Source organism: Phytohabitans flavus (assembly GCF_011764545.1).
GTDB classification, from domain to species: domain Bacteria; phylum Actinomycetota; class Actinomycetes; order Mycobacteriales; family Micromonosporaceae; genus Phytohabitans; species Phytohabitans flavus.
This window is the reverse complement of record NZ_AP022870.1, coordinates 148146-173210: the sequence shown is the minus strand read 5'-3', so window position 1 is coordinate 173210 and position 25065 is coordinate 148146. Positions and strand designations below refer to the sequence as shown.

Annotated in this window: 18 protein-coding genes and 2 pseudogenes; 7 read left to right on the top strand and 13 right to left on the bottom strand. The window is 72.6% G+C overall.

Features of this window, described 5'->3' with window-relative positions; all coding sequences use genetic code 11:
- Position 1: 1 nt before the first annotated feature.
- The 8 genes and pseudogenes from Pflav_RS43030 to Pflav_RS00740 all read right to left on the bottom strand — a co-directional run bounded on the left by Pflav_RS43030 (position 2) and on the right by Pflav_RS00740 (position 8366).
- Positions 2-1399, bottom strand: coding sequence for an MCE family protein (locus Pflav_RS43030; RefSeq protein WP_197937795.1), 1398 nt, complete (start codon positions 1397-1399; stop codon positions 2-4).
- Between the two features lie 361 nt (positions 1400-1760).
- Positions 1761-2570: pseudogene (locus Pflav_RS44540) on the bottom strand (MCE family protein); the annotation flags it as partial.
- A complete protein-coding gene (locus tag Pflav_RS00765) occupies positions 2570-3544 on the bottom strand; it encodes an MCE family protein (protein ID WP_173032900.1) in 975 nt (324 codons plus the stop codon). The pseudogene Pflav_RS44540 and the gene Pflav_RS00765, both read right to left, overlap by 1 nt.
- Positions 3541-4572, bottom strand: a complete 1032-nt coding sequence (locus tag Pflav_RS00760; RefSeq protein WP_173032898.1) for an MCE family protein — start codon at positions 4570-4572, stop codon at positions 3541-3543. Before Pflav_RS00760 ends, Pflav_RS00765 begins: the two co-directional genes overlap by 4 nt.
- Positions 4569-5873: an MCE family protein gene (locus tag Pflav_RS00755; protein WP_173032896.1), complete on the bottom strand. Its 1305-nt coding sequence runs from the start codon at positions 5871-5873 to the stop codon at positions 4569-4571. The genes Pflav_RS00760 and Pflav_RS00755 overlap by 4 nt, the downstream gene beginning before the upstream one ends.
- Before the next feature lie 109 nt (positions 5874-5982).
- Positions 5983-6560 (bottom strand): annotated as a pseudogene (locus Pflav_RS47765) (ABC transporter permease); the annotation flags it as partial.
- 109 nt (positions 6561-6669) lie between these two features.
- A complete protein-coding gene (locus Pflav_RS00745; protein ID WP_173032894.1) occupies positions 6670-7422 on the bottom strand; it encodes an MlaE family ABC transporter permease in 753 nt (250 codons plus the stop codon).
- Entirely contained in the window at positions 7419-8366 is a 948-nt protein-coding gene (locus Pflav_RS00740; protein ID WP_173032892.1) for an ABC transporter ATP-binding protein, read from the bottom strand. Before Pflav_RS00740 ends, Pflav_RS00745 begins: the two co-directional genes overlap by 4 nt.
- Positions 8367-8489: 123 nt before the next feature.
- Between Pflav_RS00740 and shbA the strand changes: the two genes are divergently transcribed.
- The 3 genes from shbA to Pflav_RS00725 are packed head-to-tail and all read left to right on the top strand — an operon-like array spanning position 8490 to position 11802.
- Positions 8490-9074, top strand: a complete 585-nt coding sequence (gene shbA / locus Pflav_RS00735; protein ID WP_173032890.1) for an RNA polymerase sigma factor ShbA — start codon at positions 8490-8492, stop codon at positions 9072-9074.
- Positions 9071-9910, top strand: a complete 840-nt coding sequence (locus Pflav_RS00730; RefSeq protein WP_173032888.1) for an anti-sigma-D factor RsdA — start codon at positions 9071-9073, stop codon at positions 9908-9910. The genes shbA and Pflav_RS00730 overlap by 4 nt, the downstream gene beginning before the upstream one ends.
- Before the next feature lie 47 nt (positions 9911-9957).
- Complete coding sequence (locus tag Pflav_RS00725; RefSeq protein ID WP_173032886.1) at positions 9958-11802, top strand: hypothetical protein; 1845 nt, start codon at positions 9958-9960, stop codon at positions 11800-11802.
- A 13-nt stretch (positions 11803-11815) separates the two neighbouring features.
- On the opposite strand, the gene Pflav_RS00720 is transcribed toward Pflav_RS00725, so the two are convergent.
- Together Pflav_RS00720 and Pflav_RS00715 are read right to left on the bottom strand one after the other, a co-directional pair.
- Entirely contained in the window at positions 11816-12583 is a 768-nt protein-coding gene (locus Pflav_RS00720; protein ID WP_173032884.1) for an IclR family transcriptional regulator, read from the bottom strand.
- 7 nt (positions 12584-12590) lie between these two features.
- Positions 12591-13961: an APC family permease gene (locus Pflav_RS00715; protein WP_173032882.1), complete on the bottom strand. Its 1371-nt coding sequence runs from the start codon at positions 13959-13961 to the stop codon at positions 12591-12593.
- Between the two features lie 290 nt (positions 13962-14251).
- Between Pflav_RS00715 and Pflav_RS00710 the strand changes: the two genes are divergently transcribed.
- From Pflav_RS00710 to Pflav_RS00700, 3 genes are all read left to right on the top strand, one after another.
- Positions 14252-15034, top strand: coding sequence for a hypothetical protein (locus Pflav_RS00710; protein ID WP_173032880.1), 783 nt, complete (start codon positions 14252-14254; stop codon positions 15032-15034).
- Positions 15035-15041: 7 nt separating this feature from the next.
- Positions 15042-16292, top strand: coding sequence for a copper amine oxidase (locus Pflav_RS00705; RefSeq protein ID WP_173032879.1), 1251 nt, complete (start codon positions 15042-15044; stop codon positions 16290-16292).
- Between the two features lie 66 nt (positions 16293-16358).
- A complete protein-coding gene (locus Pflav_RS00700) occupies positions 16359-16967 on the top strand; it encodes a DUF305 domain-containing protein (protein ID WP_173032878.1) in 609 nt (202 codons plus the stop codon).
- Here Pflav_RS00700 and Pflav_RS00695 read toward each other — a convergent pair.
- Complete coding sequence (locus Pflav_RS00695; RefSeq protein ID WP_173032877.1) at positions 16964-17380, bottom strand: hypothetical protein; 417 nt, start codon at positions 17378-17380, stop codon at positions 16964-16966. The genes Pflav_RS00700 and Pflav_RS00695 overlap by 4 nt on opposite strands.
- A gap of 84 nt (positions 17381-17464) precedes the next feature.
- The gene (locus Pflav_RS00690; RefSeq protein WP_173032876.1) at positions 17465-18631 is read right to left on the bottom strand and encodes an AAA family ATPase; all 1167 of its coding nucleotides are present in this window, start codon (positions 18629-18631) and stop codon (positions 17465-17467) included.
- Between the two features lie 270 nt (positions 18632-18901).
- Here Pflav_RS00690 and Pflav_RS44530 point away from each other — a divergent pair, with 270 nt between their 5' ends.
- Positions 18902-19993, top strand: a complete 1092-nt coding sequence (locus tag Pflav_RS44530; RefSeq protein WP_173032875.1) for a hypothetical protein — start codon at positions 18902-18904, stop codon at positions 19991-19993.
- Between the two features lie 400 nt (positions 19994-20393).
- Here Pflav_RS44530 and Pflav_RS00680 read toward each other — a convergent pair whose 3' ends face one another.
- Entirely contained in the window at positions 20394-25019 is a 4626-nt protein-coding gene (locus tag Pflav_RS00680; RefSeq protein WP_173032874.1) for a lamin tail domain-containing protein, read from the bottom strand.
- Positions 25020-25065: the final 46 nt, after the last annotated feature.

Below are 25065 nucleotides of genomic sequence, written 5' to 3'. Positions count from 1 at the left end.
GCTACCCTCCCCCGCCGAGCAGGTCGCCGACGCCGCCGATGATGCCCTCGACCGCGCCGGTGACGGGGTTGAGCAGGCACTGCACGGTGAGGATCGTGCCCGCGGCGAGCCGGGTGCCGACCGGGAAGACGGTGCCCTGCGGCAGCAGCCCGTCCGCCGGGACGACGAGGGCGCCGAGCGGTACCTGCGAGCCGGGCTTGAGCAGCTTGCAGCCCTCGGGCAGCTCGCATTCCTTGGGCGGCACCCACTCCGGCGGCAGGATCCCAGAAAGCGGCAGGCAGAGCGGCGGCAACTGGCCGGGCAGGGACGGCTTGGCGCCGGGTCGGGGAGTTTCGCCCTTGCGGGGTGCGGGCGTCCGCGGTGCGGACGGGCCGCGCGGGGCAGCCGCGGTCGCGGTCCCGGTCGCCGGCGCGGCGGCGACCAAATTGGACAGGATCGTCGCGGCGTCCAGGTCGGCGGTGATCGAAAGGTTGACGAAGTCGCCGACGATCGCGCCGGTCACGTTCGGCGGGAACGGGTACGAGAGCATGAAGTCCAGCGACTTCGGCAGCGCGTCGCCGGCCTCGGCGAGCTGGTCGAGGATCGGCTGGAGCGCGCGGAGGCTGGCGACGGTGTCGTCCTTGCTCGCCTTGACCACCCGCGCGCCGACCTTGCCCAGCTCGCCAAGTGCGTTCAGGGCGGCGGTGAGCTGCTCGCGCTGCTCGGCGAGCACGGTGATGCCCGGCCCCAGCGCGTCGAGCGCGTCGCCGATGACCGCCTTCTGCTGGTTGAGGCGGCCGGTGAGCCGGTCCAGCGCCTCGATGGCGCGCACCAGGTCGGCTTTCTGCCCGTCCAGCCCGCCGACGAACGCGTCGAGCTGCCGCAGCGCGTCCTTCGCCTCGGCCTCACGCCCGTCGAGCGCGGTGCCCAGCTCCTCGTTGATCGTCTTGAGCTGGGCCAGGCCGCCGCCGTTGAGTAGCAGGCCGAGCGCGGCGAGCACCTCCTCCACCTCGGCGCCACGCTTGGTACGTACCAGCGGGATCGTGGCGCCGTCCGCGAGCGTGCCGCGCGCCGCCTCGGTGACCGGCGCGGACACCGCGACGAACTTCTCCCCCAGCAGGCTCGTCTGTCGCACGGCGGCCGTGGCGTTCGCGGGGAGCCGCACGTCGCGGTCGATGCGCAGCCGCACCTTCGCGGTCCAGCCGTCGAGCGAGACGTCCTCGACGCTGCCGACGGTGACGTCGTCGACCTTCACGGCGGCCTGCTTGACAAGGTCGAGCACATCGGCGAACTCGGCGGTGACGCGGTAGCTCGGGCCGGACGGCGCGCCGCCGGGCAGCGGCACGTCGGCGAGGCTGGGCAGGCCGCATCCGCCGGCCAGCAGGACCAGCGCGAGCGCCGCGGGGGTCAGCCTTCTCATCGCAGGATCCCCCGAGCGTGCGGTCCATTGTGGATGGCTGGGGCTCGTCCACCGGCGCGGGAGGCAACGGTGCTTTGGGAACGGGCGGGAGCTTCAGGAGCTTGCGGAGCTGGTCGGTCATGGGCAGCTTTTTCGACTGGAGGGTCTGCGCGAGCAAGAAGCACTTCCGCGACACCTTCGCGGCCGGCAGCAGGTCGACCATCAGCGAGCAGACGAAGCTCGCCGAGTCGTACGGGCCCAGCACGTTGTCCCGAGTGTCCAATGTGCCGGAACGCGGGTTGTACGCGAGGTTCAGGTTGGACAGTGCGAGCGGCGCCACGTCGAGGATGTCGATCAGCGACTGCTGCTGCCGCACCAGGATGCCGGTGACGTCGGCGAGAGCGTCCACGTTGGACGCCAGGGCGGCGCGGTTCTGCTTGACGAACGTGGTCACCTCGGCGAGTGCGGTGGCCAGGTTGCGCAGGGCGGCGGCCAGCTCGTCGCGCTCGCCGGCGAGCTGCTGGGCCACGCCTGCGAGCTGTACGTTGAACGAGCGCACCTGCTGGTCGCTGCGGGCCAGCGCGGTGGTGAACTCCTGGAGGTTGCCGACCGTGCCGAAAAGGTCCTGCCGGCCGTCGGAGAGCGTGTCGAGCGCGCGGGAAAGCCCGTCGAGCGTCCCGCCCAGCGCGGCGCCGTTGCCCTCCAGGTTGGCCCGGCCGGTGGCGAGCAGGTCGGTGAGGGCGCCGTCCGCGTTCGCCCCCTGCGGCCCGAGGGCCCGGTTGAAGTCGTCCAGCGCCCGGTAGATGTCGTCGATCTCCATCGGCGCGGCGGTGCGTTCGACCGGCAGCTCGGCGCCGTCGGCGAGGGCCGGGCCACCGTTGTACGCGGGGGTGAGCTGGACGTACCGGTCACTGACCACGCTGGGCGGGACGATGACCGCCTGGGCCGACGCCGGCACCAGCCAGTCCCGGTCGTAGCGCATCTCCACCCGCACGGTGCGCCCCTGCGGCTCCACGGCGACCACGCGTCCGATGCGGACACCGAGCACGCGTACGTCCGAGCCGGGGTACACGCCGACCACGCGGGCGAAGTGCGCCACCACCCGCCGCTCCGGCTCGCCCCGTACGACCGCGCAGGCCGCGACCACGGCCACTGTGGACACCGCGAGCGCGATGCCTGTTCGCCACCGCATCAGCCGCCCCCAACTGTCGGTTGATACGGCTGGAGCAGCCCGCGGACGTACGAGTCGAACCAGCGGCCGTTGCCCACCACGTTGGCGAACGCCTCGACGAACGGCGCCATCCCTTCGATGGTCTTCGTCAGGTTGTCCCGGTTGCGCTGGAGGATCCCCGCCACGCCGCGCAGCTGGTCGAGCGCCGGCTTGAGCTGCTCGCGGTTGTCGGCGACCAGGCCGGACAGCTCCTTGGCGAGCTGGTTGGTACCCACCAGCAGCTCGTGGATGGCGTCCCGGCGGCGGCTGACCTCGCGCAGCAGCGCGTCCCCGTCGGCGACGAGCTTGCGGAACTCCTCGTCCCGCTCGGCGAGTACCGCGGTGACGGTGCGCGCCCGCCCCAGCAGCTCGCGCAGCTCGGCGTCGCGGCTGGCGACGGTCTGCGAGAGCCGGGACAGTCCCCTGAGCGAGGACTCGACGCTCGCCGGCGTGTCCGCGAACGTGCGGGACAGCGTGGTGAACGCCTCCCCCAGCCGCTCGGAGTCGATCTCGTCGACGGTCTCGGCGAGCCCGGTGACCGCCTGGATCACGTCGAACGGCGCCGCGGTGCGGTCGAGCGGGATCTCCGCGTCCTCGGGCAGCCGGCCCGGCCCGGCTGGGGCGAGCGCGAGGTACTTCTGGCCCAGCACGGTCTTGATGCGGATCGTCGCGCCGGTCCGCTCGCCGAGGCGCACGCTCTCGTCGTCGAGGCGGAAGCGCACCCGCACGTACGGGCCGGCGGGGCCGCGGGCCAGGCCGACGTCGGTCACCTTGCCCACGCGTACGCCGGCCACGCGCACCTCGTTGCCGGGCGCCAGCCCGCTCGCGTCCCGGAACGCCGCCCGGTAGGCCGGGTCGCCGATCGACGTGATGCCGTCGAGCTGGAACGCGGCGAGCACCAGCAGCGCCAGGACGGCGAGGCTGACCGCCCCGGTGACGCGGGGGTGCCGCTTCATCGGGCACCTCCCGAGGTGTCGCAGCGGGCCGCGGGCGAGTTGACGCCGGCCGGGGTGACCGCGCCCGCACCCGGCAGTGTGACCCGGCCATCGAAGTCGCAGAGGAAGAAGTTGAACCACGAGCCGTACGACGCGGCCCGGGTAAGGGACTCGTACCGCCCGGGCAGCGTGCCGAGCGTACGGTCGATGACCGCGGAGTTTTCGTTGAGCGTGCCGGCCACCTGCTCCAGCGCGGCGACGTCGGACTGGATGGCCGGGCGGGCGTCGTGCAGCAGGTCGGCGGTCGCGCCGGTCAGCTCGCCGAGGTTGGCGACCGCCTCGCCGATCGCCGCGCGGTCCGCGGAGAGCCCGCTCACGAAGCTCTGTAGCTGGCTGATCGTCGTGTCCAGGCTCTCGTCGCGATCGGCCAGTGTGGACAGCACGCCGTTGAGGTTGGTGACGACCCGGCCGATGACCTCGTCGCGGTCGGCGAGGGTGTTGGTGAGGGAGGCGGTACGCCGCAGCAGGCTCGTCACCGTCGGCCCCTCGCCCTGGAGCACCTGGATGATCTCGTACGCCAGCTTGTTGACGTCTTCCGGTGTGAGCGCGGTGAAGAGCGGCCGGAACCCGTTGAACAGCACGGTCAGGTCGAGCGCGGGTGTGGTCTGGGCGAGCGGGATCAGGCCGTCCGGGGGCAGCGGTCGGCCGTCGCCAGGGCCTTCGCTGAGCGCGATGTACCGCTGGCCGACAAGGTTGCGGTAGCGGACCTTCGCCCGGACGCCGGTGCCGAGCGGGATGTCACCGTCCACTGTGAACTCGACCTCGGCCACCGTGTTGTCGGCGACCCGGATGTCCTCCACCTGGCCCACCCGGACACCGGCGATCCGCACGTCGTCGCCTTCGAGGAGGCCGGTCACGTCGGTGAACCGGGCCCGGTAGCTGGTGCCGCCGCCGGTGAACGAGCCGAACGTCTGCGCCAGCATCGCGGTGAGCAGCACGGTCACCGCCGCGAACGCGATCAGCTTCAGGAGTGGAGCGCGGATACTCATGGCGCGTTCACCACCGCTCCGCGCAACAGCGGCCCCCACAGCAGTACGGCGATGTCGGGCACCTCCACGGGCAGGAGGCCGGTGACCGCGCTGATGATGGGTTTGACCAGCTCACGTTCCTCGGCGGTACCGGCCGAGCCCATGTCGGTGGGCTGGTCCGGAGGTCGCGTGCCGGCCGTCGCCGGTGTCGTGGAGGGCAGGCCGATCGGCAGCTTCGGCGTGGTGCGGTCGGCGCCGTAGTCGTAGCCGTCGTTGATCGGCTGGCCGGGCGACGGCACCTTGGGGTTGGGCAGCCCGTGACACTGTGGACCGTTGCCGGGCCCGTAGGCGGGCTCGTCCCGGCCGCGCTCGTACTTGCCGCCGTCCTTCGTGATCTCCAGCGTGATGTGGAACTTCCCCCCGGAGAAGCTTTCCTCGACACGCGGCTGGAGCGCCACGAGGCCGCGCATCAGGCACGGGTACTCCGGCGCGTAGGCGGCCAGCAGCTCCAGCACCGGCCGGCTCACGTCGCCGAGCCGGATCAGCTGGTCGTCGTGGCGGTCGAGGAAGAGCCGCGTGGTGTCGGCGCTCCCGGTGGCGCTGGCCAGAAACGCGGATAGCTCGGCCCGCTGGTCGACGACCGTGCCGGCGGTGACCGTGACGTCGCGCAGGATCGAGAGCAGGTCGGGCAGCGCCGCGTCGTACGCGTCGACCACTGTGGACAGCTTGCGGACGTCCTCGGCGATGACGGGCATCTCTTTGTTGAGCTGGCCCAGGTAGCCGCCGGTCAGGACCAGGTTTCGGCCCAGCTGCTCGCCGCGCCCGTCGAGCGCGGCGGCGAGCGCGCCGAGCACCGTGGCGAGCCGATCGGGCCGGATCGACTGGAGCAGCGGCAGCGCCTCGTCGAGCACCCGCTCCAGCTCGACGCCGTTTCGGCTGCGGTCCTGCGTGATGACCGCGCCGTCGCGGATCGGCTGGCCGCTCGCGCCGGGCGGGGCGACGAGCGCCACGTACCGCTCGCCGAAGAGCGTCTTGGGCAGCAGCCGCGCGGTCACGTCGGCCGGCACCTGGCGGGCCAGCGCCGGGTCGAGCGCCAGGCGCAGCCGGGCTCCCCCGCCCTCGCTGTCGACGGAGCGGACGTCGCCGACGACAACGCCGCGCAGCTTGACGTCGGCGCCCGGACTGAGCTGCATGCCGGCCCGCTCGGCGTCCAGTGTGACCCAGGTGGCCGGGGTGAACGCCTTGCGGTACTGGAGCACGGACGCGGTGAGCGCGGCGACGAGGAGCAGCACGAACGCGATACCCAGGATGCGGTGTCTCATGTGGAGGTCACCCCGCGATCCGCACCGTCGTCGTCGCGCCCCAGATGGCCAGCGACAGGAAGAAGTCCACGATGTTCACAGCCACGATGGACAGGCGCACCGCCCGCCCCACCGCCACGCCCACGCCGGCCGGCCCGCCCGTGGCGGTGTACCCGTAGTAGCAGTGCACGAGCACGACGATGACCGCGAAGACGAGCACCTTGACGAACGACCAGAGCACGTCGACCGGGGCAGGAAAAGGTCGAAGTAGTAGTCGTACGTGCCCGCCGACTGTCCGAAGTAGAAGACCGCGATGGTGCGCGTGGCGAAGTAGCTGGAGAGCAGGCCGATCACGTACAGCGGGACGACGGCGACGAACGCGGCGATCATCCGGGTGGTGACGAGGAACGGCAGCGACGGCACCGCCATCACCTCCAGCGCGTCCACCTCCTCGGCGATCCGCATCGCGCCGAGCTGCGCGGTGAATCCACACCCGACGGTCGCGGAGAGCGCGAGCGCGGCCACGAGCGGGGCGATCTCCCGGGTGTTGAAGTACGCCGAGACGAAGCCGGTGAACGCGCTACTGCCGATCTGGTTGAGCGCCTGGTACCCCTGGAGCCCCACCTCGGTACCGGTGAAGAAGGTCAGGAAGCAGATGACGCCGACGGTGCCGCCCGCGACGGCGATCGCGCCCTTGCCGAAGCTCACCTCGGCCAGCAGGCGCACGATCTCGCCCTTGTACCGCCGGAGCGTGCGCGGCGTCCACGCGAACGCACGCAGGTAGAAGTCGAGCTGCGTACCGAGTGTGTTCAGCACGTCAGGTCCCCTTCTGCGGGACGACCTGGAAGTAGATCGCGGTGATCACGAAGTTCAGCGCGAATAGCAGCATGAACGTGATCACCACGCTCTGGTTGACGGCGTCGCCCACGCCCTTGGGGCCGCCCCGCGCGGTCATCCCCTTGTACGAGGCGACGAGCGCCGCCACCGCGCCGAAGACCAGCGCCTTGATCTCCCCCACGACGAGGTCAGGGAGCTGCCCGAGGGCCTGGAAGCTGGCCAGGTACGCGCCCGGGGTGCCGCCCTGGAGCACGACGTTGAAGAAGTAGCCGCCGCCCACGCCGACCACGTTGACGAGGCCGTTGAGCAGCACCGCGACGAGCATCGTGGCGAGCACGCGGGGCACGACGAGGCGATGGATCGGGTCGATGCCGAGCACCCGCATCGCGTCCAGCTCCTCGCGGATCTTCCGCGCGCCCAGGTCGGCGCAGATCGCGGAGCCACCGGCGCCGGCGATGATGAGCGCGGTCACGATCGGGCCGGCCTCGCGCACCACAGCCAGCACCGACGCCGCGCCGGTGAACGACTGCGCGCCGAGCTGGCGTACCAGCGAACCGAGCTGCAACGCGATCACCGCGCCGAACGGGATCGAGACAAGCGCGGCCGGCAGGATCGACACGGAGCTGATGAACCACGCCTGCTGCACGAACTCGCGCACCTGGAACGGCCGCCGGGGCAGCCCGCGCAGCGTGTCGAGGCTGAACGCGACGAAGTTGCCGGTCGCCGTGATCATCTGAACACCGCCGACTGGAACGAGCCGGCCGGCGGCTCGACGCGGTTCGCGATGCACCAGGCGCCCGGCGGGTGCTCGGCCGCGCGCGGCATGCCGTTGGAGGGGCGCAGCTGGAACGGGATCGGCGGCAGCGGTGGCAGCTCCACACCGGACGCGGCCTCGGCGCGCAGCTCGTCGGCGTCCTTCTCCTCGGCCATCCCGATCGGCCCGACCCGCTGCGCGTTCAGGAACTGCCGCACCACCGGCTCGGTGCTGGAGAGCAGCATCTCGCGCGGCCCGAACATGGCCAGGTGCCCGTGGTAGATCAGGCCGATGTTGTCCGGCACCGTCCGCGCGGTGTTGGTGTCGTGGGTGACGATCAGGAACGTCGCCTCGGTCTGCTGGTTGAGGTCGATGATGAGCTGGTTGAGGTACGCCGTGCGCACCGGGTCGAGGCCGGAGTCCGGCTCGTCGAAGAGCACGATCTCCGGGTCGAGCACGAGTGCCCGCGCCAGGCCGGCCCGCTTGCGCATACCGCCGGAGATCTCGCCGGGCAGCTTCTCCTCGGCGCCGACCAGCCCGACCATCTCGAGCTTCTCCCGCACCACCTCGCGGATCCACGACTCGGAGCGGCGGGTGTGCTCGCGCAGCGGGAAGGCGACGTTGTCGTAGATGCTCATCGAGCCGAAGAGCGCGCCGTCCTGGAAGAGCACGCCGAAGAGGCGGCGGACCTCGTAGAGCTTGCGCTCGGATAGCCGGGTCAGGTCGTGGCCGGCGATCCAGATCGACCCGCGATCCGGGCGCAGTAGCCCGACTAGGGTCTTCAAGAAGACCGATTTGCCGGTACCGGACGGGCCGAGGAGCACCGAGATCTCGCCGGTGGGCAGGGTCAGGCTCACGTCCGACCAGACCGGCTGGCGGCCGAACGACTTGGTGAGGCCCTCGACCCGTACCTCGACTCCCACACCTGTTGCATCGGCCCGGCGCCGCCCGGCGCAACAACGAATTTCCCGCGTTGGCCATTTACGCTGCTCACCGGTACGGTGCGTGGTTAACCCGGCAGTAACGAAGGTGCGGCCCCTCACGACATGACGGCAACCATCGATCCGGAACTCGTCGCGCGCGCCGCCAGGCGCGACTCCACGGCGACGTCCGCCCTGCTCGCGCAGCTGCGACCGGGGCTCGTCCGGTACTGCCGGGCGAGGCTGGGCCGCATCGGCGGCGCGTACACGACGGCCGACGACGTGGCCCAGGAGGTCTGCCTGGGGGTGCTCCGGGCACTGCCCCGTTATCGGGACGAGGGACGCCCGTTCTCCGCTTTCGTGTACGCCATCGCCGCCAACAAGGTGGCCGACGCCCAGCGCGCCGCGATCCGCGACTCGTCCGCCGTGACCGCCTCGGACGACGTGCTGGACCGCCCGGACGCGGCGCCCGGACCGGAGCAGCAGGCCGTCTCCACCGACCTCGCCCGCCGGCTGTCCGCGCTGCTCGACCGCCTCCCGCAGGCACAGCGCGAGATCATCCTGCTGCGGGTGGCGGTCGGACTCCCGGCCGAGGAGGTCGGCGTGGTCATGGGCATGTCCGCGGCCGCGGTCCGGGTCGCGCAGTCCCGCGGGCTGGCCCGCCTGCGTACCCTGGCCGGGAGTGCGCTGGACGAGGTGAGCGCGGCATGACCGACCAGAGGGGCAAGGCCGACAAGCCGGTCTCGGTGGCCCAGATCGCGGCCGACGACCGGCTGCTGGACGCGCTCGGCCGCGGCGACCCCTTCGACGGCGACCCGGCGACCGACCCGGCCGCCACGATGCTCGCCACGTGGCGCGCCGACCTGGACGGCGACCCCGTGGACGCGCTGCCGGACGACGCCTTCCTGGCGGCACTCGACGACGAGCCGGCACCGCTCCGCGCCGGCGACCCGGGGCGCAAGCGGCGGCTGGTGCAGGCCGTCCTCGGCGCCGCGGCCGCCGCGGTGGTGGCGGTGGGCCTGGCGGTATCGGCACACCAGGCCCAGCCCGGCAGCGTCCTGTGGCCGGTGTCCAAAGTGGTCTACCCGCAGCGCGCCGAGGTGAAGGCCGCGGAGCAGGCGATCGCGGACGCCCGTGCCGCGCTGGCCGCCGGCCGTACCGCCGACGCGCAGGCCCTGCTGGCGACCGCCCAGGCACACATCGCCCACATCGGCGACGGCGCCACGGCCGCGCGGCTGCTGGCCGAGGTGGACGCACTGCTGCGCGCCCTTTCCGCCGCCACCGTGCCCGCGCCGCCGCCCACCCCGGCCACGCCGGCGCCCGCCCCGACCACGGCGCCGGCACCGCGCACAAGCCAGTCGGCGCCGGGCGGCTCGTCCGGCTCGAAGCCCGTACCCCCGCCGGAGGGCGGTGACCCGACGCCGGAGCCGTCGGAGTCGTCCCGCGGGCTCCTCCCGCTACCGACCCCGCTCCTCCCGTTGCCGCCGCTGCCGCTCCCCTCCCTCCCCCGATCCTGCCCGGCGGCGACTGACCTCATTGAACGGTGAGGCGTGCCGCAGCGTGACCTATCGGCCGCCTTCACCGTTTTGTTTCCGTGGGATCCGAGCGCACGTCCACGCCCTCCGCAGCGCGCGCGGGCAGCGTATTCCTGCGGCACTACGACCGGCTGGTGCGGATCGCGTACCTGGTCGGGCACTCCGGCCGAGCACCGCAGGCCAGGCTTGTACGCGCCCACCGGGACGTGCAGCGGGCGCTTCCGTGGCGGTCGGAGCGCGAGCTCACGTACCCGGAAATGCGCCGCCGCGTGCTGCGGACCGCGACCCGGCGCCGCCCGTTTCAGCTGCCGGTCCTGGTCACCTGGGCCTGGCACACGACGGTGAGCGGGAGTGCCGCGCACCGTACCGTGGCGGGCGGCCTGGCCCGGCTCGCGCCGCACGCCCGCGCGGCGTACCTGCTGGTCGTGGTCGAAGGGCTGACCCGGGCCGACGCCCTCCTGGTCATGCGAGACCTGGGCTGGCCCGACGCGGACCGCGCGATGGTGGCGGCGGCCGAGCTTGTCGCGCGGCTGCGGGACGAGCGCGCGCTGACCGGCGGGCAGCAGCGGGCGCTGCTGGCGGAGTCGCCCGCGGACCCGACGGTGGTACGCCTTCGGGCGCCGGATCCGCTGGGCGTGCGGCTGCTACGGGCCGGGCGGATCGCGCTCGTGGCGGCGGCGCTGTCGCTCGTCGTCGCGCTGGTGATGGTCATCCTGGCGGTGTCGCGCGCGGAGCGGGACCCGGCCGGCGCGCGACACGCGGCCACGACGGAGGCGGCGGTCACGCGGGTACCGGCGGATGCGTGGACGGGTACCAGTGAGCTCACGCTGGCGTCCTGGCCCAGCCGCGGGGCCCGCTCCGGCGACGACGCCCTGGTCCAGGCGGCCTCGTCGGCGTGGCAGGTGGGCGGGGCGGGCGACGACGGCGTGGCGGTCACCGCCGAGGGCGGCACGGCCGCGGACCCGCCCGTGGGCTCTCCCACGCTGCTCTTCGCCGGGCCGGTGGACGGCACCACGCTTGTCGTGCTCGCCGACGCCACCCGGGTCGCCACGTACGCGGAGCGGGAGGGCGGGACGCGGACGCTCACCGTCCAGCCGGCGCCCGCCCAGGACGAGTACGCGACAAGCGCCCTACGCATCCCGGCCGGCCCGGGGAAGGCGCGCTACCTGCTCGCGCCCTGGGCCACGGCACCGCAGGCCCGCGCGTTGACCGGCGCGGACTGGCACGGCCTCGCCGTGGAGGACGGGCTGACCGAGGCGGTGGCCGTACCCGAGGGCGAGCGGTGCTGGAACGGGCCGCTGCTGCGGCTCAGGTCCACGTCGGCCGGGCAGGGGCAGCCGTACACGCTCGGGGACTTCGGGAGCGCGGGCCTGGCCCATCTCATGTACGTCCCGCCGCGCGCGCCCGGGGCGGTCACCCAGCCGAACGAGCTCGACGCCGCCGGCGGTCCGGCCGCCTGGTCGCGCCTGGGGTGTGCGCTCGCCGGCGCCCCCGGCCGGAGCCCTGGGTCGGTGACGGCTTGGGAGCTGTGGCGCGGGCGGCTACTTCAGGGCACGGCGAGCGTGGTCTGCGTGCGTACCGCCGGGCCGGGCAGCGCCAACCGGGTGGCCGCCGTGGTCGTGTCGGACACGCCGACCGTGGTGGCGGCCGCGTCGGGGACCCGGCTGTGCAGCCGATACACGCGGGACGTGGTGGTGGGCTGGTGGACCCGCGACGCGCGCGGCCAGTGGTACCACGTGGCGGCCGGCAGCCAGGCCGTGCGGCGGATCAGCGTGGAGACCTCGGCCGGCACCCGGCAGGGGACGTCACCGCTGGTCTCCGGCCCGTACGACCGGCGCCCGGCCGGAAAGGTCACCGTCACGGCTACGGACGACAAGGGCGAGCCGGTCCCGGTCCTCGCCTGAGCACCGCACCGCGCTAAACGAGGGTGCGGAGGAGGCGGGCGAGGTCGTGGGCGCAGCGTTCGACCAGGCGGAGCACGTCCGGGGCCAGGGCGGCGATCCGGTCCGGCCGGCCGCTGATCGCGAGTCCTGCGACGAGCGTGCCGTCCGGATCCCGTACCGGCATCGCGACGCAGCCGCGGTCCGGGCGCACCTCGCCGAACTGCCGCGCCACCTGGTCGCCACGGACCTGGTCCAGCTCCTTCTCCAGCGCGTCCGGCCGGCCGACCGTCTGCGGGGTGAGCTGACGCAGGTCGGCGGCGCCGGGGGCCAGGGCCTGCCAGTCGTGCTGTTCGGCGAGGAGCAGCTTGCCCAGCGCGGAGGCGTGCAGGTGCCGGGCGAGCACGGCGTCCGGTGACGGCGGGTGGTCCGGGTCGGGGTCGACCATGCGCAGCCGGCCGTGCCGGAGGGAGGCGAGGTGCACCGCGAGGCGTACCCGGGACCGCAGCTCGGCCACCGCGTCGGCCGCGCCGGCGGGCACCGCGGAATGGGCGACGGCGCCGGCCAGCTCCACCACCTTGCGACCCAGCGCGAAGCCGCGCAAATCGGGGAGGCGGACCAGGTACTCCTCGGCGACGAGCAGGTTCACCAGCCGGTACGTGGTGGCCGGCGACATGCCGAGCGCGGCCGACAGCTCCCGCGCGGTGACGCCAGGGCCGGCGCGGGCGACCTGTTCGAGCACGGTGAGCGCGCTGCGGATGGCCGCGGGCTGGCGGCCGGCGGGCGGGTGGTCGGTGGTGGCCACGGCCGGCCTACCGTTCCCGCCGCGACGCGCCGCCGGAAGCCATCTCGTCCGGCGAGGCGCCCGGCAGGATGTCGTCCGGCGTGGCCGCGTCGAAGAAGCCCATCGCGCTCACCCGGTGCGGTGCGCGCCGCCGCACCCGCAGCAGCCACAGCAGGCCGAGCCACAAAAACCCGACCAGCCCGACGACGAGCCAGCCCAGACCGTCGTTGAGGCCGGCGCGGACGACGAGCACGATCGATCCGGCGATCACCGCGGCGGCCAGGGCCGCCAGGCCGGTAGCGGCGCCCGTGGCCTCGCCGATCCGGTGCAGGAACGGCGCGACGGCGAGGCAGACCAGCAGGTACGCGATCAGGAACGCGAGCACGGCGACGAGCTCCAGCCAGCCGGAGATCCAGCGGCCGGGCTTGCCGAGCACCAACAGCGTGAGCGGCACGCCGACGGCGAGCGGCACCATCGCGTACGCGGCTACGTACGGCGTGCGGTAGCGGGCGTGGGTGCGGCCCAGCGCGGGCGGCGCGACCCGGTCCCGGCCCATCGAGAAGAGCACCCGCACGACCGCGTTCATCGACGCCATCGCGCAGGCGAAAAGCGACGACGCGAGGCCGAGCTGGACCAGCGCGGGCAGGATCGGCAGCTCCGGCCCGCCGCCACCGCCGGCACCGCGCGCGATCCCGACGAGGTGCAGCACCGCGGCCAGCGCGAAAAGGGCACCGCAGGCGGCGGGCGTCCAGAGCACCACCCGGGGTACCACCGCGAACGGCTTGCGCGCCTCGACGCTCAGCGCGCACCCGCTCTCGAAGCCCACGAGCGCCTTGATGCCGGTCATCAGCGCGGCCGCGAAGACACCGACGTCCAGTGGGGACGGTGGTGGGACGGCGTTCGAGCCCCGGTACGCGGCGACGGTGAGCGCGGTCAGCACCACCACCACCGAGCCCGCCTCCAGCAGCAGCGTGAGCGCCGCGGAGACCCGGATCCCGCGTACCACAATGGCGGTCATCGCGGCGCCGAGCAGGGCGGTGACCACGAGCGCGGGGGCGCCGCCCCTGTCTGGCAGGACGCCGGCCTCGGCGAGGAAGCCGACCACCCGGCGGCCGGAGCCGAGCAGGCACATCACGACAAGCGAGCCGTACGCGAGGATCAGCGCGCAACCGGTCAGAAAGCCGGCGGCCGGACCGAGCCCTTTGGACACGTACGTGTAGAGCGAGCCGGCAGCGGCCATCCGGCGGGCGAACTGTGCCACCGCGAGCCCGACAAGCGTCATCGCCAGCGTGGCGAGCCCGATCACCGGCACCGCCGCCGCGCCCATGGCGGTGACCATCGCGGTCGCCGACATCATGCCCGGCGACGGCGCCACCACCGAGACCGCCTGGGCCGCCACAGGTAGCGCGGAAAGCCGCCGCCGGTCGAGCCCCGCACGGGGTTCCGGCGGTCGCTCGTCGGGGCGGGCGAGCGCGTCCGCGATGGCATCGGCAAGCGCGCTGATGGTCCACCCCTTCCGCGCCGATGGCCGGAAATTAAGTGATCAACGTTTCAGGGGTGTTGCGGGAACTGAGAAATGGCGTACGGCCCGTCTCGTTTGGTGGCGCCGCGATCTTCCAACGCGTTGATGATCGTGACATCGACGGCACACAGGGTGAGGTCCGTCCACTCACCCCCGCTGGAGGGTTTATGGAGCATCCCTGGAAGTCCCGGGCGCAACGGCTGCGATGGGGGTTAGGCGTCGCCTCCTGCACGGCCGTCGTCGCGCTCGCCGTGGCCTGGATCGGCGGTGCCACCGCGTCGACACCGCACCAGGTGCCGGGCGGCGAGGCGGCGGCCCCGGCAAGCGCCGAGGCCGAGCCGGCACAGGAGCCCGCCGCCGATCCGACCCTCGGACCCGCGCCGGCCGCCGGTACCGGGCGCGACCCGCTGACACCGTCCGAACTGGACCGGGCGCGCACCGCCGCGCTGGCCGCACCACTCGCCGGGGCCACCGACGTCAACGGTGCCGCCGGGCCGGAGTACCTCTCGTTCGAACTCGTCGAGACGAAGGAGGCGAACGCGCCGCGGCGGGCGGCCGTGTACTTCTACGACTACACGGCCGACAAGCTCGTCAAGCGCACCGTCAACCTGAAGACCGGCGCGGTCGAGGGCACGTTCACGGCCGCCAAGCGGCAGCCACCGCCCTCTGACCGGGAGGTCGCCAAGGCGGTCGAGCTCTTCCTCGCGGACGGGCTGAGCACCGACTTCAAAGCCGCGTACCAGAAGGCCACCGGAAAGGCGTTCACCTCGCCGGACCAGCTCGAGATCACTGGCACGACGTACGTCGCCCGCCCGGCCGACACCGGCGCGGACAAGTGCGGCGAGCACCGGTGCGTGCAGTTCATCACCCGGGTCCCGGATGGCCCGTTCATCGACATCACCGACATCGTGGTCGACCTCTCGGGTCGCACGGTGGCGCGCCTACGTTAGGAGCCGGATGCGCAGGAAGCTTTGGAGCGCCGCTGCGGCGGCGCTGCTCGTCTCGGCCGGCATCGCGGTGCCGGGTCCGGCCGAGGCCAACGACCGGTGGGAGTACTGCGGCAACGACGCCCTGGTCAAGCAGGAGCTGAAGAACGGCACGCTGTGGCAGATGTGCTGGCGGGTCGACGTGAAGACCGGCCTGGTGCTGGAGAAGGTCGCGTTCAAGGGCAAGCGCGACAAGCTCCCGATCATGGTGCTCGACTCGTCCACGATCGCCCAGCTGAACGTGCCGTACGACTCGGGTTTCAACGAGTGGAACGACATCACCTCGTACGGCTTCGGCGGCGACTTCATGCAGCCGCTCGCGGCCTCCGACTGCAAGGGGCAGCGGCGCGGCGTGTGGACCGGTGCCGGCCAGGACGCCAAGAAGGTGCTGTGCATCAGCGAGGAGGAGGCCGGTCTCGCGCACCGGCTCGAGGGTGAGACGCCCGAGAAGCCGTACGCCAAGATGGGCTCCGACCTCGTGCTGCAAACCATCTCCAAGGTGGGCTGGTACGAGTACATCACCGAGTACCGGTTCGCCGACGACGGGCAGATCTCGGTGCGCCTCGGCGCCACCGGCGACCTGGCGCCGCGCGACTACACCACTCCTGACCAGGGCTGGCCGATCGGCCCGGGCCAGACCGACTACTCGGTGAACCACTACCACAGCGCCTTCTGGCGGGTCGACTTCAACATCGGCGGGTACGGCACGGAGAAGGTCGAGCAGTACGACACCGCGCCGACCGGCGAGCGGGGCCGGCGGGCTGCCATCTACTCGACCAGCAAGACCGACGTGGCGACCGAGGCCACGCTCAACACCGCCACCCGCCGGTGGTGGCGCGTGGTCAGCCCGACCAGCAAGAACGCGGACGGCCACTTCCGCTCGTACGAGCTGGAGCTGGGCGCGAACGACCCGTACGAGGCACACCCGGAGACCCAGCCGGACGTGACCTTCACGCAGTACAAGCCGTGCGAGAAGTTCGCCACGTTCAACCAGGACCCGGAGTGCGCGGGCACGACGATCCTGGAGTACACGAACGGCGAGCGGCTCAGCGACCCGGTGATGTGGGTCCGGGTCGGCTTCCACCACGTGCCGCGCGACGAGGACCAGAGCCCGATGCCGGTGCACTGGCAGGGCTTCGACCTCGTGCCGCGGGACTTCACCGCGCAGAACCCGCTCGCCCCGGCCGACCGCCTGGACGTCAACGGCGACGGCGTGTCCTGACCCATCCCCGACTCCGCCCCGCGTGCGCGCCGACGCGCGCGGGGCGGATCCCCTTAGGAGGTTGCCGTGCGCGCGACGCTGTTGCTGACCGCCTGTCTCCTGCTCGCCGGCTGCGGCGGTGGCGTGCCGTCCACTGTGGTCTCTTTGCCACCACCGCCGCCCGCCACGTCCCCCGCCCCGGCCGCCTCCTCGACGCCCCCTAACGGGCAGGACATGCTCTTCGCCGCCATGATGATCGCCCACCACGGTCAGGCGGTACAGATGAGCCAGACGCTGCTCGGCAAGTCCGGCGTACCGGAGCGGGTGGTGGCGATCGCCGATTACATCCGCGCCGACCAGGGCCGCGAGATCAAGGAAATGAACGCCTGGCGGGTCGCCTGGGGCTCGCCCGAGGTCTCGCCGGACGACCCGGCCGCCGCCGCCCGGCACGGCGCCGGCCACGGCATGATGACCGAGGAACAGTTGGCCGCACTAGCCGCCGCCGACCCTCCGGCCGCGACGAGGCTCTACCTGGAGCAGATGATCGAGCACCACAAGGGCGCGATCCTGATGGCGAAGGCGGTGCTGAAGGTGGGGCAGAACGCGTACGTCCGCAACCTCGCCAAGCACATCGTCAACGAGCAGGGCGCCGAGAACGACGTGATGACCAAGCTCCTGGCGGCACCGCCGGCTTAGATCTCAGTCGGAGCGGCGAAGAAGTCGGCGTAGGCCGTTTCCTTGAAGTGCTCACCCATGAGGCGCGAGAAGAGCAGTACCGCTGACAGTGGCCGGTGGTTCATGACCAGGTGCTGGACCTTGCCGTTGTCGTTCCGGTAGATCACGGCGATATTGCCGATGGGCTGGCCCTGGATGCGGGACGAGTAGTCCTCGACGTAGCCGTTTTCCCCGTACTCGCCGACGAAGACGAAATCCTGGTACTCGTACAGCGTCCGGGCGTACGACAGCAGCGTCCGCACGGCGTCGGCGCCGCGGACGATGCCGTTGAGCACCGCGCCCTCCATCGTCACGTCGTCAGCCAGATCGGCGAGCCAGGGCGGGGTGTAGTCGGTCCGCCGTCGGGCCGGATCGCCACTTCCGAGGTAGGTCATCGCCGCCTCGCTCTCTGGTCGGTTGGCTGATCGTGGCCGTTTGGGGTACGGGAATGCCCACAAATGCCACAAATATGTGCAGCCTCAGCGTTTGGGCCACTGCCAGGCGGGCTGGTCGAAGCGGTCCTGCCCCGCGACCCGCGTCTCGCCGAGGTCCTTGACCAGCTCGATGCGGGTCAGGTCGGGCTCGTCCTGGGTGAGCGCATCGATCAGAGGGCCGCTGTGGCTGACGACCACCACTTGGGTACGCACCGCGGCGCCCGCGATCAGCGCGGCGAGCGGCCGGATCAGCTCGGGGTGCAGGCTTGTCTCCGGCTCGTTGAGCACCAGCAGCGCGGGCGGGCGTGGGGTCAGTAGCGCGGCCGTCCACAGTAGATAGCGCAGCGTGCCGTCGGAGAGTTCGGCGGCGCCGAGCCCGCGGAGCAGACCGGGCTGGCGCAGCCGTACCTCGAACCGCCCGCCATCGACGCCGATCTCCAGCCGGCTGCCCGGAAACGCCGCGTCGACCGCGCTGCCCAGCGCGGCCGCCTCGCCGATCTCCCGGATCGTCTGTAGCGCGGCGGCCAGGTCGCCGCCGTCATGGCTGAGCACCGGCGTACGGGTACCCACCCGCGCCTCACGGGCCGGCGCCGCCGCGTCGGTCCGTAGCTGGTCGTAGAAGCGCCAGGACCGCACCCGCTCGCGAAGGGTCAGCAGCTCGGGCGCGCGCTGCGGGTCGCTGTACTCGCTGAGCATGCTGTCGAACGGCCCCACCGCGTCCGCGAACGCCGACCACGCGCGGGCCTCGCGGATCCGCAGCGCGGTGCCGCCCCGGTCGACGAGCAGCGTCCCCGGCCGCAGGATCGGGCCAGCCCAGACGGCCTCCCGCTTCACCTGCGGGTCCAGCTTGAACGCCGAGTCCTCCGACTCGTTCGGCATGCCGAAGTCGACCGCGTACCCGAGGTCGTCCCCGGCGAAGCCCAGCTTGAGGCTGACCGGGCCACGCCGCACCGTGCCCTGCACCGGGTACTCGCCGGCCCGCACGGCCTTGCCGATCGTCGCCGGCCCGGCCCAGAGTGTGGAGGTCAGCCCGCCCTCCCGGGCCAGCGCGGCGACCGCGCCATTCCGCGCCGAGTCGGCGAGCAGCCGGAGCGCCCGGTACAGGCTGGACTTGCCGGTGCCATTCGCCCCCGTGATCACGGTGAGCTGGCCCAGCTCGACGACCAGGTCGCGCAGCGAGCGGTAGCTCTGCACGGCCAGGGTGGTGATCACCTGGTCAAGCTACCGAAGTTCACCGACGATTTTCGGCGTCCCGATCAGTCTGACAACTGGAAGAACGGTACGGGGGTCGACGCCGCCGCCCCACCCCCCGCGGGGCGGCGGCGCCGGTTGGCACCATGCCGCAGACGCTAGGCCGCCCGCGCGGACCGCACCTGGGGGAAAGCCCCTATGTTGGCATCGTCGGTCGCTCCACCGTCCGGGCCCGAAAGTCCGGCCGATCGCGACGCGACACCTACCGCGACAATCGGTACTGTGCCGCCCGTGACCGTTCCCGTCGCGGCTCCCCCGCCACCCGCCGAGCGGCGCCGCCCCGCCACCGTGACCGTGGCGTTCGGCCTTCAGCTCGGCGTGGTCGCCATCCTGCTGGCGCTGGCCGCGCTGACCGTGGTCGAGGCGGTCGTCTACGACGGCCTCATCGACAGGGCCGCGGAGCTGACCAACGCCGACCCGGAGGAGGTCAGCATGGAACGCGCCTCCAACGTGCAAATCACCGCGTTCACCACACTGGCCGCGGTCGTCCTGCTGGCCCTCTTCGCGGCGACCGCCTTTCCGGTCCGCTCCGGCAGCAACGTCGCCCGCATCCTGACCTGCGTCGGCGCCGGCATCCCGGCATTGTGCTGCGTGGCGTGCGGCGGCTTCGGCACACTGGCGGCGGTCCTGCTAATAGGTTTCGCGCCACCGGAGGACCTGGACGAGGAAGGGCCCTGGCTCGAGGAAACGCCGTTCTACGACAAGCTCTTCGAGCTCGAGTCCACCGGCTCGGCCGCCTGGCTGGGCGGCCTGGTCCCCGCACTGATCGTCCTGGGCTGCGTGCTGGCGATCGTGGTCGCGATCCTCCTGCTGGTGCCACCGTCGAACAGGTACTACCGGCCGCCACTGCCACCCCTTACGACGCCCGGCTACCCCTTCGCCTACCCGGTCCCGCCCGGCCCCCGTACGCCTACCCGGCCCCGCCCGGCTACCCATCCGCCTACCCGGTCCCACCCGGCTACGCCCTCGTCCCGATCGCCTACGCGGCACCCGCCCCGCCGCCTCCCCCGCAGGCGCCACCCACAGATTCCCCACCCCCGCAGGCACCGCCCACCGATCCCCCACCCCCATCTGACTGATCTGCCCACCAATGGCGGCCCCAGATCCATTCAGGACAGAGATTTCGAGCTACCGCGACGCCCGCCGTGGTCCAGACCGTCGCTCCCGCGGCCTCACCCTCCGCGCTTCACAACCAAACCCCCGGGCCGGTGGCGACACCGCGCCCGCCCGCGTCACGCTGACCGGAACCGCCCGAACTCGGCGCTACGGCCGGGGGCTTTCCGGCAGATCGTGGTATTTCGCTGTGCCCATAGCGACAGCTGAGTACCACGATCGCTGGCATGCTTTCTGCTGCCAGGCGGCAAATAGTCGACTAGATCCAGAAGGTCTTCCGGGCGCCGCCGGCCTTTCTCAAGGCCGGCGGCGGGTTGTGGGACGCGGAGGGTGAGGCCGCGGGAGCAGCGGTCCGGACCACCGCGGACGTCGCGGTAGCTCAAATCTCCATTGTGGAATAGATCTGTGACCACTGTGGACAGATGCAACGACCAGACTCCGAAAGTCTCAGGCGGCGACCGTCCACGACATCTCAGCGGGCGTAGCGTCGGCGAGCAGGCGGAGGATCGCGTCGGTGACCGGCAGGCGCGGCTCTCCCCGGCAGTCGGCGGGCCTGAATGGCGCCGGCGCCTGACCCGAAGGCCAGGCGCCGGCTTTGGAGCGGGACGGTTCAGCTACCGGGCGTGGGCGAGCCCACGGTGAAATCGTTGGCGTTGTCGTCGGTGTCGGTGCCGGCCGGGCCGCGGCTCCACGACTGGCCGGCGGGTGCGGACGGGAGGGGTGCGCCCTCCCAGCAGCCCTGGCCCGCCGAGGCGCCCGCCGCGTCGGCCCGGGTGCGGTCGGGGCGGTACAGCTCCGAGCCGCTGTTGGCGAAGAGGCGGCCGACCCGCTGGTTGGGCGCCGGGTAGGCCGGGTCGGCGGTCGGGTAGCTGCCGGTGGCGACCAGCCAGCGCTGGCCGGGGGCGAGGATCGTACCCGCCGGGACGGTGGCGAGTGCGGTCTCCTCCTGGCGGCAGGCGGTCAGGTACCAGCCCGAGGCGTCGACCGGCGCGTCAGTGATGTTGCGCAGCTCGACGTACTCGGGGCCGCCCATCTTCAGCTCGTTGATGACGATGGGGCTGCCCGGACCCTTGCCCACCCACAGCGCCTTGGGCTGAAGCGACGTGGCGGTCTCGCCGTCCGCGTTGGTCACCGTGGCGCGCAGGTCGTACGCCCCCGGGGTCTGCGGGACGGTGGCCGGCGCGTACCGGGAGCCGCTGACCTGCCCCGAGAAGACCGTCGTCCACTCCCCGGTGCCGGTCGGCGCCATCTCGAACTTCAGGTCGTACGTGCCGGACGTCGTGATGAAAGTCTGCACCGAGGTGCCCGGCCGCCGGTACAGCGGCTGGACGCTGCTGGGCTCCTCCATGCTGACCACCGGCTGCGGGTTGTCGATCACGAGGCCGCCGGGCACGACCTTGCTCGTCGACCCGCCCACCACGTTGGTGACCGTCACCTGGAGGTCGTACGTGCTGCTCGCCACGAACGGCGCGGTCAGCCCGACGAACTGGACGCCGCCGCCGTCGCTGCCGTCGACCGTCGCGGAGCCGGCCGGCGTCCACGCCGCGTCCGAGCCAGCCGGACGGATCTCCAGCTTGATGGTGGCGACCTGGTCGGTCTCCACCTGGACGCTCTGGCGGCCGCCGGCGGTGGTGCGCAGCGGCTGCTCCGCCGTCGGCGCCACGACCGTCAGCGCCGGGTTGGGGGTCTCCACCACGATCGCGCCGGGGAACACCTGCTGCACCGCCGTGCCGACCTCGTTGACGAAGCCGATCCGGATGTCGTAGGTGCCGTCGGCCGTCGGGGCCTGCATGAACGCGGACTGCTCGAGCTGGTTGTCCGAGATGGTCCGCGGGGTCGCCCACGACTGGTGACGCGTCCAGGCCCCGTCACCGCTGCCCGCCGGCCGGGTGTCGAGCACCCACGTACCGGTCTGGTTGAAGCGGAACGACGGCCGGATCACGCCCTGCGCCGAGTTGCGTACCGGCAGCGCGGTCACCGCCGCCACCTCGGGCGCCGGCGTGGCCACGACAAGCGCGCCCGTCTCCACCACGCGGGTGGTGGCGCCGGCCGCGTTGCGGGCCTCGACCACGAGGTCGTACTTGCCGTCGACAAGCGGGGCATCGACCTGCACGGTACGGCTGCCGGTGAAGGTCGAGCCGGCGAGGCCGGGCAGCGGAAGCGGCTCACCCTGTGCGGGCACCAGCGTGGCGGTGACGCTCGCCTCGATGTCCGTGGTCACCGTGACCCGTACCAGGCCGCCCGCCCAGGTGGTGAACGGCTGGGCCGCGCTCGGGCTGGCCGTGATGGTCGGCGCGGGCGGGGTCGCCACGACGAGCCCACCCGGGACATCCACAGTGGACGCCGCGTCGCCGCCGGAGCGGAAGGTGACCCGCAGGTCGTACGTACCGTCGCCGGCCGGCGCGGTGACGGACAGCTCGCCGCCGCCGGGCGTCGGCACGATCCCGCCGCCGGCCACCTTCAGCGTGACCCACTTCGCCCCGGGGGACGACGGACGGGCCTGCACGGTGGCGACGCCGGCCCGCTCGGTGGTGAGCCGCACGGGGAAGGCACCGCCGGGGTACGTCTTGGCCGGGGCGGTCGCGGTCGGCGCGGTCACCGTCGCCGTACCGGCCGGGGTGTCCACGACAAGCTTGGCGGCCGCCTTGAGCGTGGCGGTCGAGCCGGTGCCGGACATGAGCACGACGCGCACGTCGTACTTGCCGTCCACGGCCGGGACACGTACGTCCACGGTGGACTCGCCGGCCGGGATCTGGCCGCCGTCGCTCAGCGCCACGAACTCGCCGCCGGCGATCCGGGCCTGGACCTGGTAGCCGGCTGGGCGGGCGCTGCCGATCGTCAGGGGCACGGTGGTGCCGGCCTGCGCCACGGTGGCACCGAGCACGACCGAACCCGCCGGGGCGCTGCCGCCGGAGCGGTCGAAGCGCGGGATCCGGACGAGCGGGATGAAGCCGCCCTGGGGCACCGGAGCCTCGACGATCAGGTCACCGCCGGGCAGCACGGCCGCCGCCTCGCCAACCTCGCGGTCGGTGCCCATGAAGCCGAACTCGGTGGCGAGGTTGGCCGCCCGCGCCACGAGCGCCGGCTGGCCCTCCGGCACGTTCGACACCCGTACGCGGTCGACAAGCGTGGCGGCGTCGTCCGCCCGGCTGACCACACCCAGGTCGCCATTGCTGTACGCGATGAGCTCGACGACGTCGCTGACGCGCGCCGGCCACGAGCGGACCTTGCGGCCCTTGATGTCGTACGACACGAGCAACTGGCGCCCGTCCTGCTGCTGGATGACCGCCCACAGCCGGCCACCCGCGGGGTCCGCCGTCAGGGCGACGATGTCACCGAGGTGCGGCGCGAAGGTCTCGACCACCCGGCCACCCCGGTCCAGCCGGGCCAGGACGTGCTCAACCGGGTCGCCGCTGAACGAGTCCTGGCGCAGCGCGACCCACACGTCGCCCTTGACCGGGTCGACCGCGACAGCGTCGACGCTGGCGTCGGAGATGGCCGCGTCGGGGCGGCCGGCGATCGGCAGGCTCTCGTCGACAAGCACCTCGGTCGGCGTGATCGACAGGCGCAGCAGCTGGTCCGTCGCGGTGACACCGACGAGCGAGGACGGACCGGAGGCGGCCCAGCCCACGATCTCCTTCCAGCCGGCGATGTGCGAGGTCGCGATGGGCCGGTCGGTCTCCCGCACGGTCGGGGTGCGGCGCATGATCGCGACCGTGTTCTCGTCTTCGTTGGCGACCAGCACCAGGTCCCGCCCGGTGATCGCGTACACGCCCTCGGGGCGCGGGTCGTCGTTGTAGAAGTTGGTCCCGACGATCTGGCTCAGCCGCGGGTGCTCGGCGTCCTCCATCCGGTTGACGGCGAGGGCGCCCCACCGCTCGGTGGCGACCAGCGCGAACGTCTCCGCCTCCGGGCCGGTACCGAACGTGGCCGCGGTGACCTGCTCGAACTCCGGGTCGGTGGTGCGGAACATGCCGTGGTACGAGAACTGCCGCTCCAGCTCGGCGCCGGAGTCGAAGACAAGCACGCCATCGGTGGTGAAGACCGACCACGAGCGGGAGCCGCCCTCTTCGTTCGGCGTGAGGATGTGGTGGTCCGGGGTCCACGCGATGCCGTCCGGGTGGCGGCTGGCGGTGCGCTGCACGTCCTCGCTGAAGACGTTGCCGTCCTGGCCGCTGTCGTAGAGGCGGGTCGAGGTGCCCAGGTTGAAGAGGCTCACGGTCGCGCCGCTGGCCAGGTCGACGACGGCGACCGCGTTGTTTTCCTGGAAGGAGAGCGCCGCGTAGTTTCGCTCGTCGATGTCGATGTTTTCCGGCTGGAGGTCGGAGCCGGTCTCGAACGCCGGGTCGTTCTCGTCGAACGGCACCACCCGGGTCGTCCACGCGTCCGGCTCGCCGACCAGGTCGACCGCGAGCACGCCACCCTGCCCGGCGCCCTCGGCCTCGACCGCGACGGCGGCGTACCGCCCGTCCGGCGAGACCTTGACCGCGTCGGCGCCCTGCGGGATCGGGATCCGCCGCGCGACGGTGGCGGAGGCGAGGTCGACGACGCCGAGCACGCCGCTCGTGGAGGAGACGAGCGCCCACCGGCCATTCGGGGTGACGTCCACCGAGGTCACGCCGTCGGTGACGGGCACCGCGCGGAGCGGGCCGGGCTTGGTCGGGTCGGTGATGTCGACGAGGCCGACGCCGTCGCCGTTCGTGGTGACGACAGTCTTGCCGTCCGGCGTGGCCGACACGATCTCGGTACCCGCCGCGATGACGCCGACCGGCACGAACGCCGAGGCAACAAGCACCTGGGCCGCGCGCACGGCGATCGCCGTGTTGCCCTCGCGGACGGTGACCCGTACCGCGTAGTCGCCCTTGGTGAAGAACGTGGGCCGCACCGCCACGGCGCCGCCGGCGCCCGCGGCGACCTTGACCGTCCCGGACAGCACGGCCCGCGGCTGGTCCTCCAGGGTGACCGTCTGGTACTCGGCGGAGCCGGGCGCGGTCTCGACGTCGACCCGCACGTCGGCGCGGGGCAGGTTGCCCGTGCCGAGCCGGGTGACCTCGACGTCGAGGTTGTACGACCGGCGGCTGCCGTCGACCGGCGCGCGCAGCAGCGTCGAGCCGCCCGCGTGCGTGGTCAGCTCTTCGGTGGTGACGGCGGGAGCGGGCGCGGCCTGGGCTGGCGTGGCCGCCGCTACGGGGAGAAGGGTCAGTGAAAGCAGCAGTATGAGTATTCGGCGAGGCATAGAGCTCTCCAGAGGCCGCCGCGATCGCGTTCGGGTCGGGCGCCAT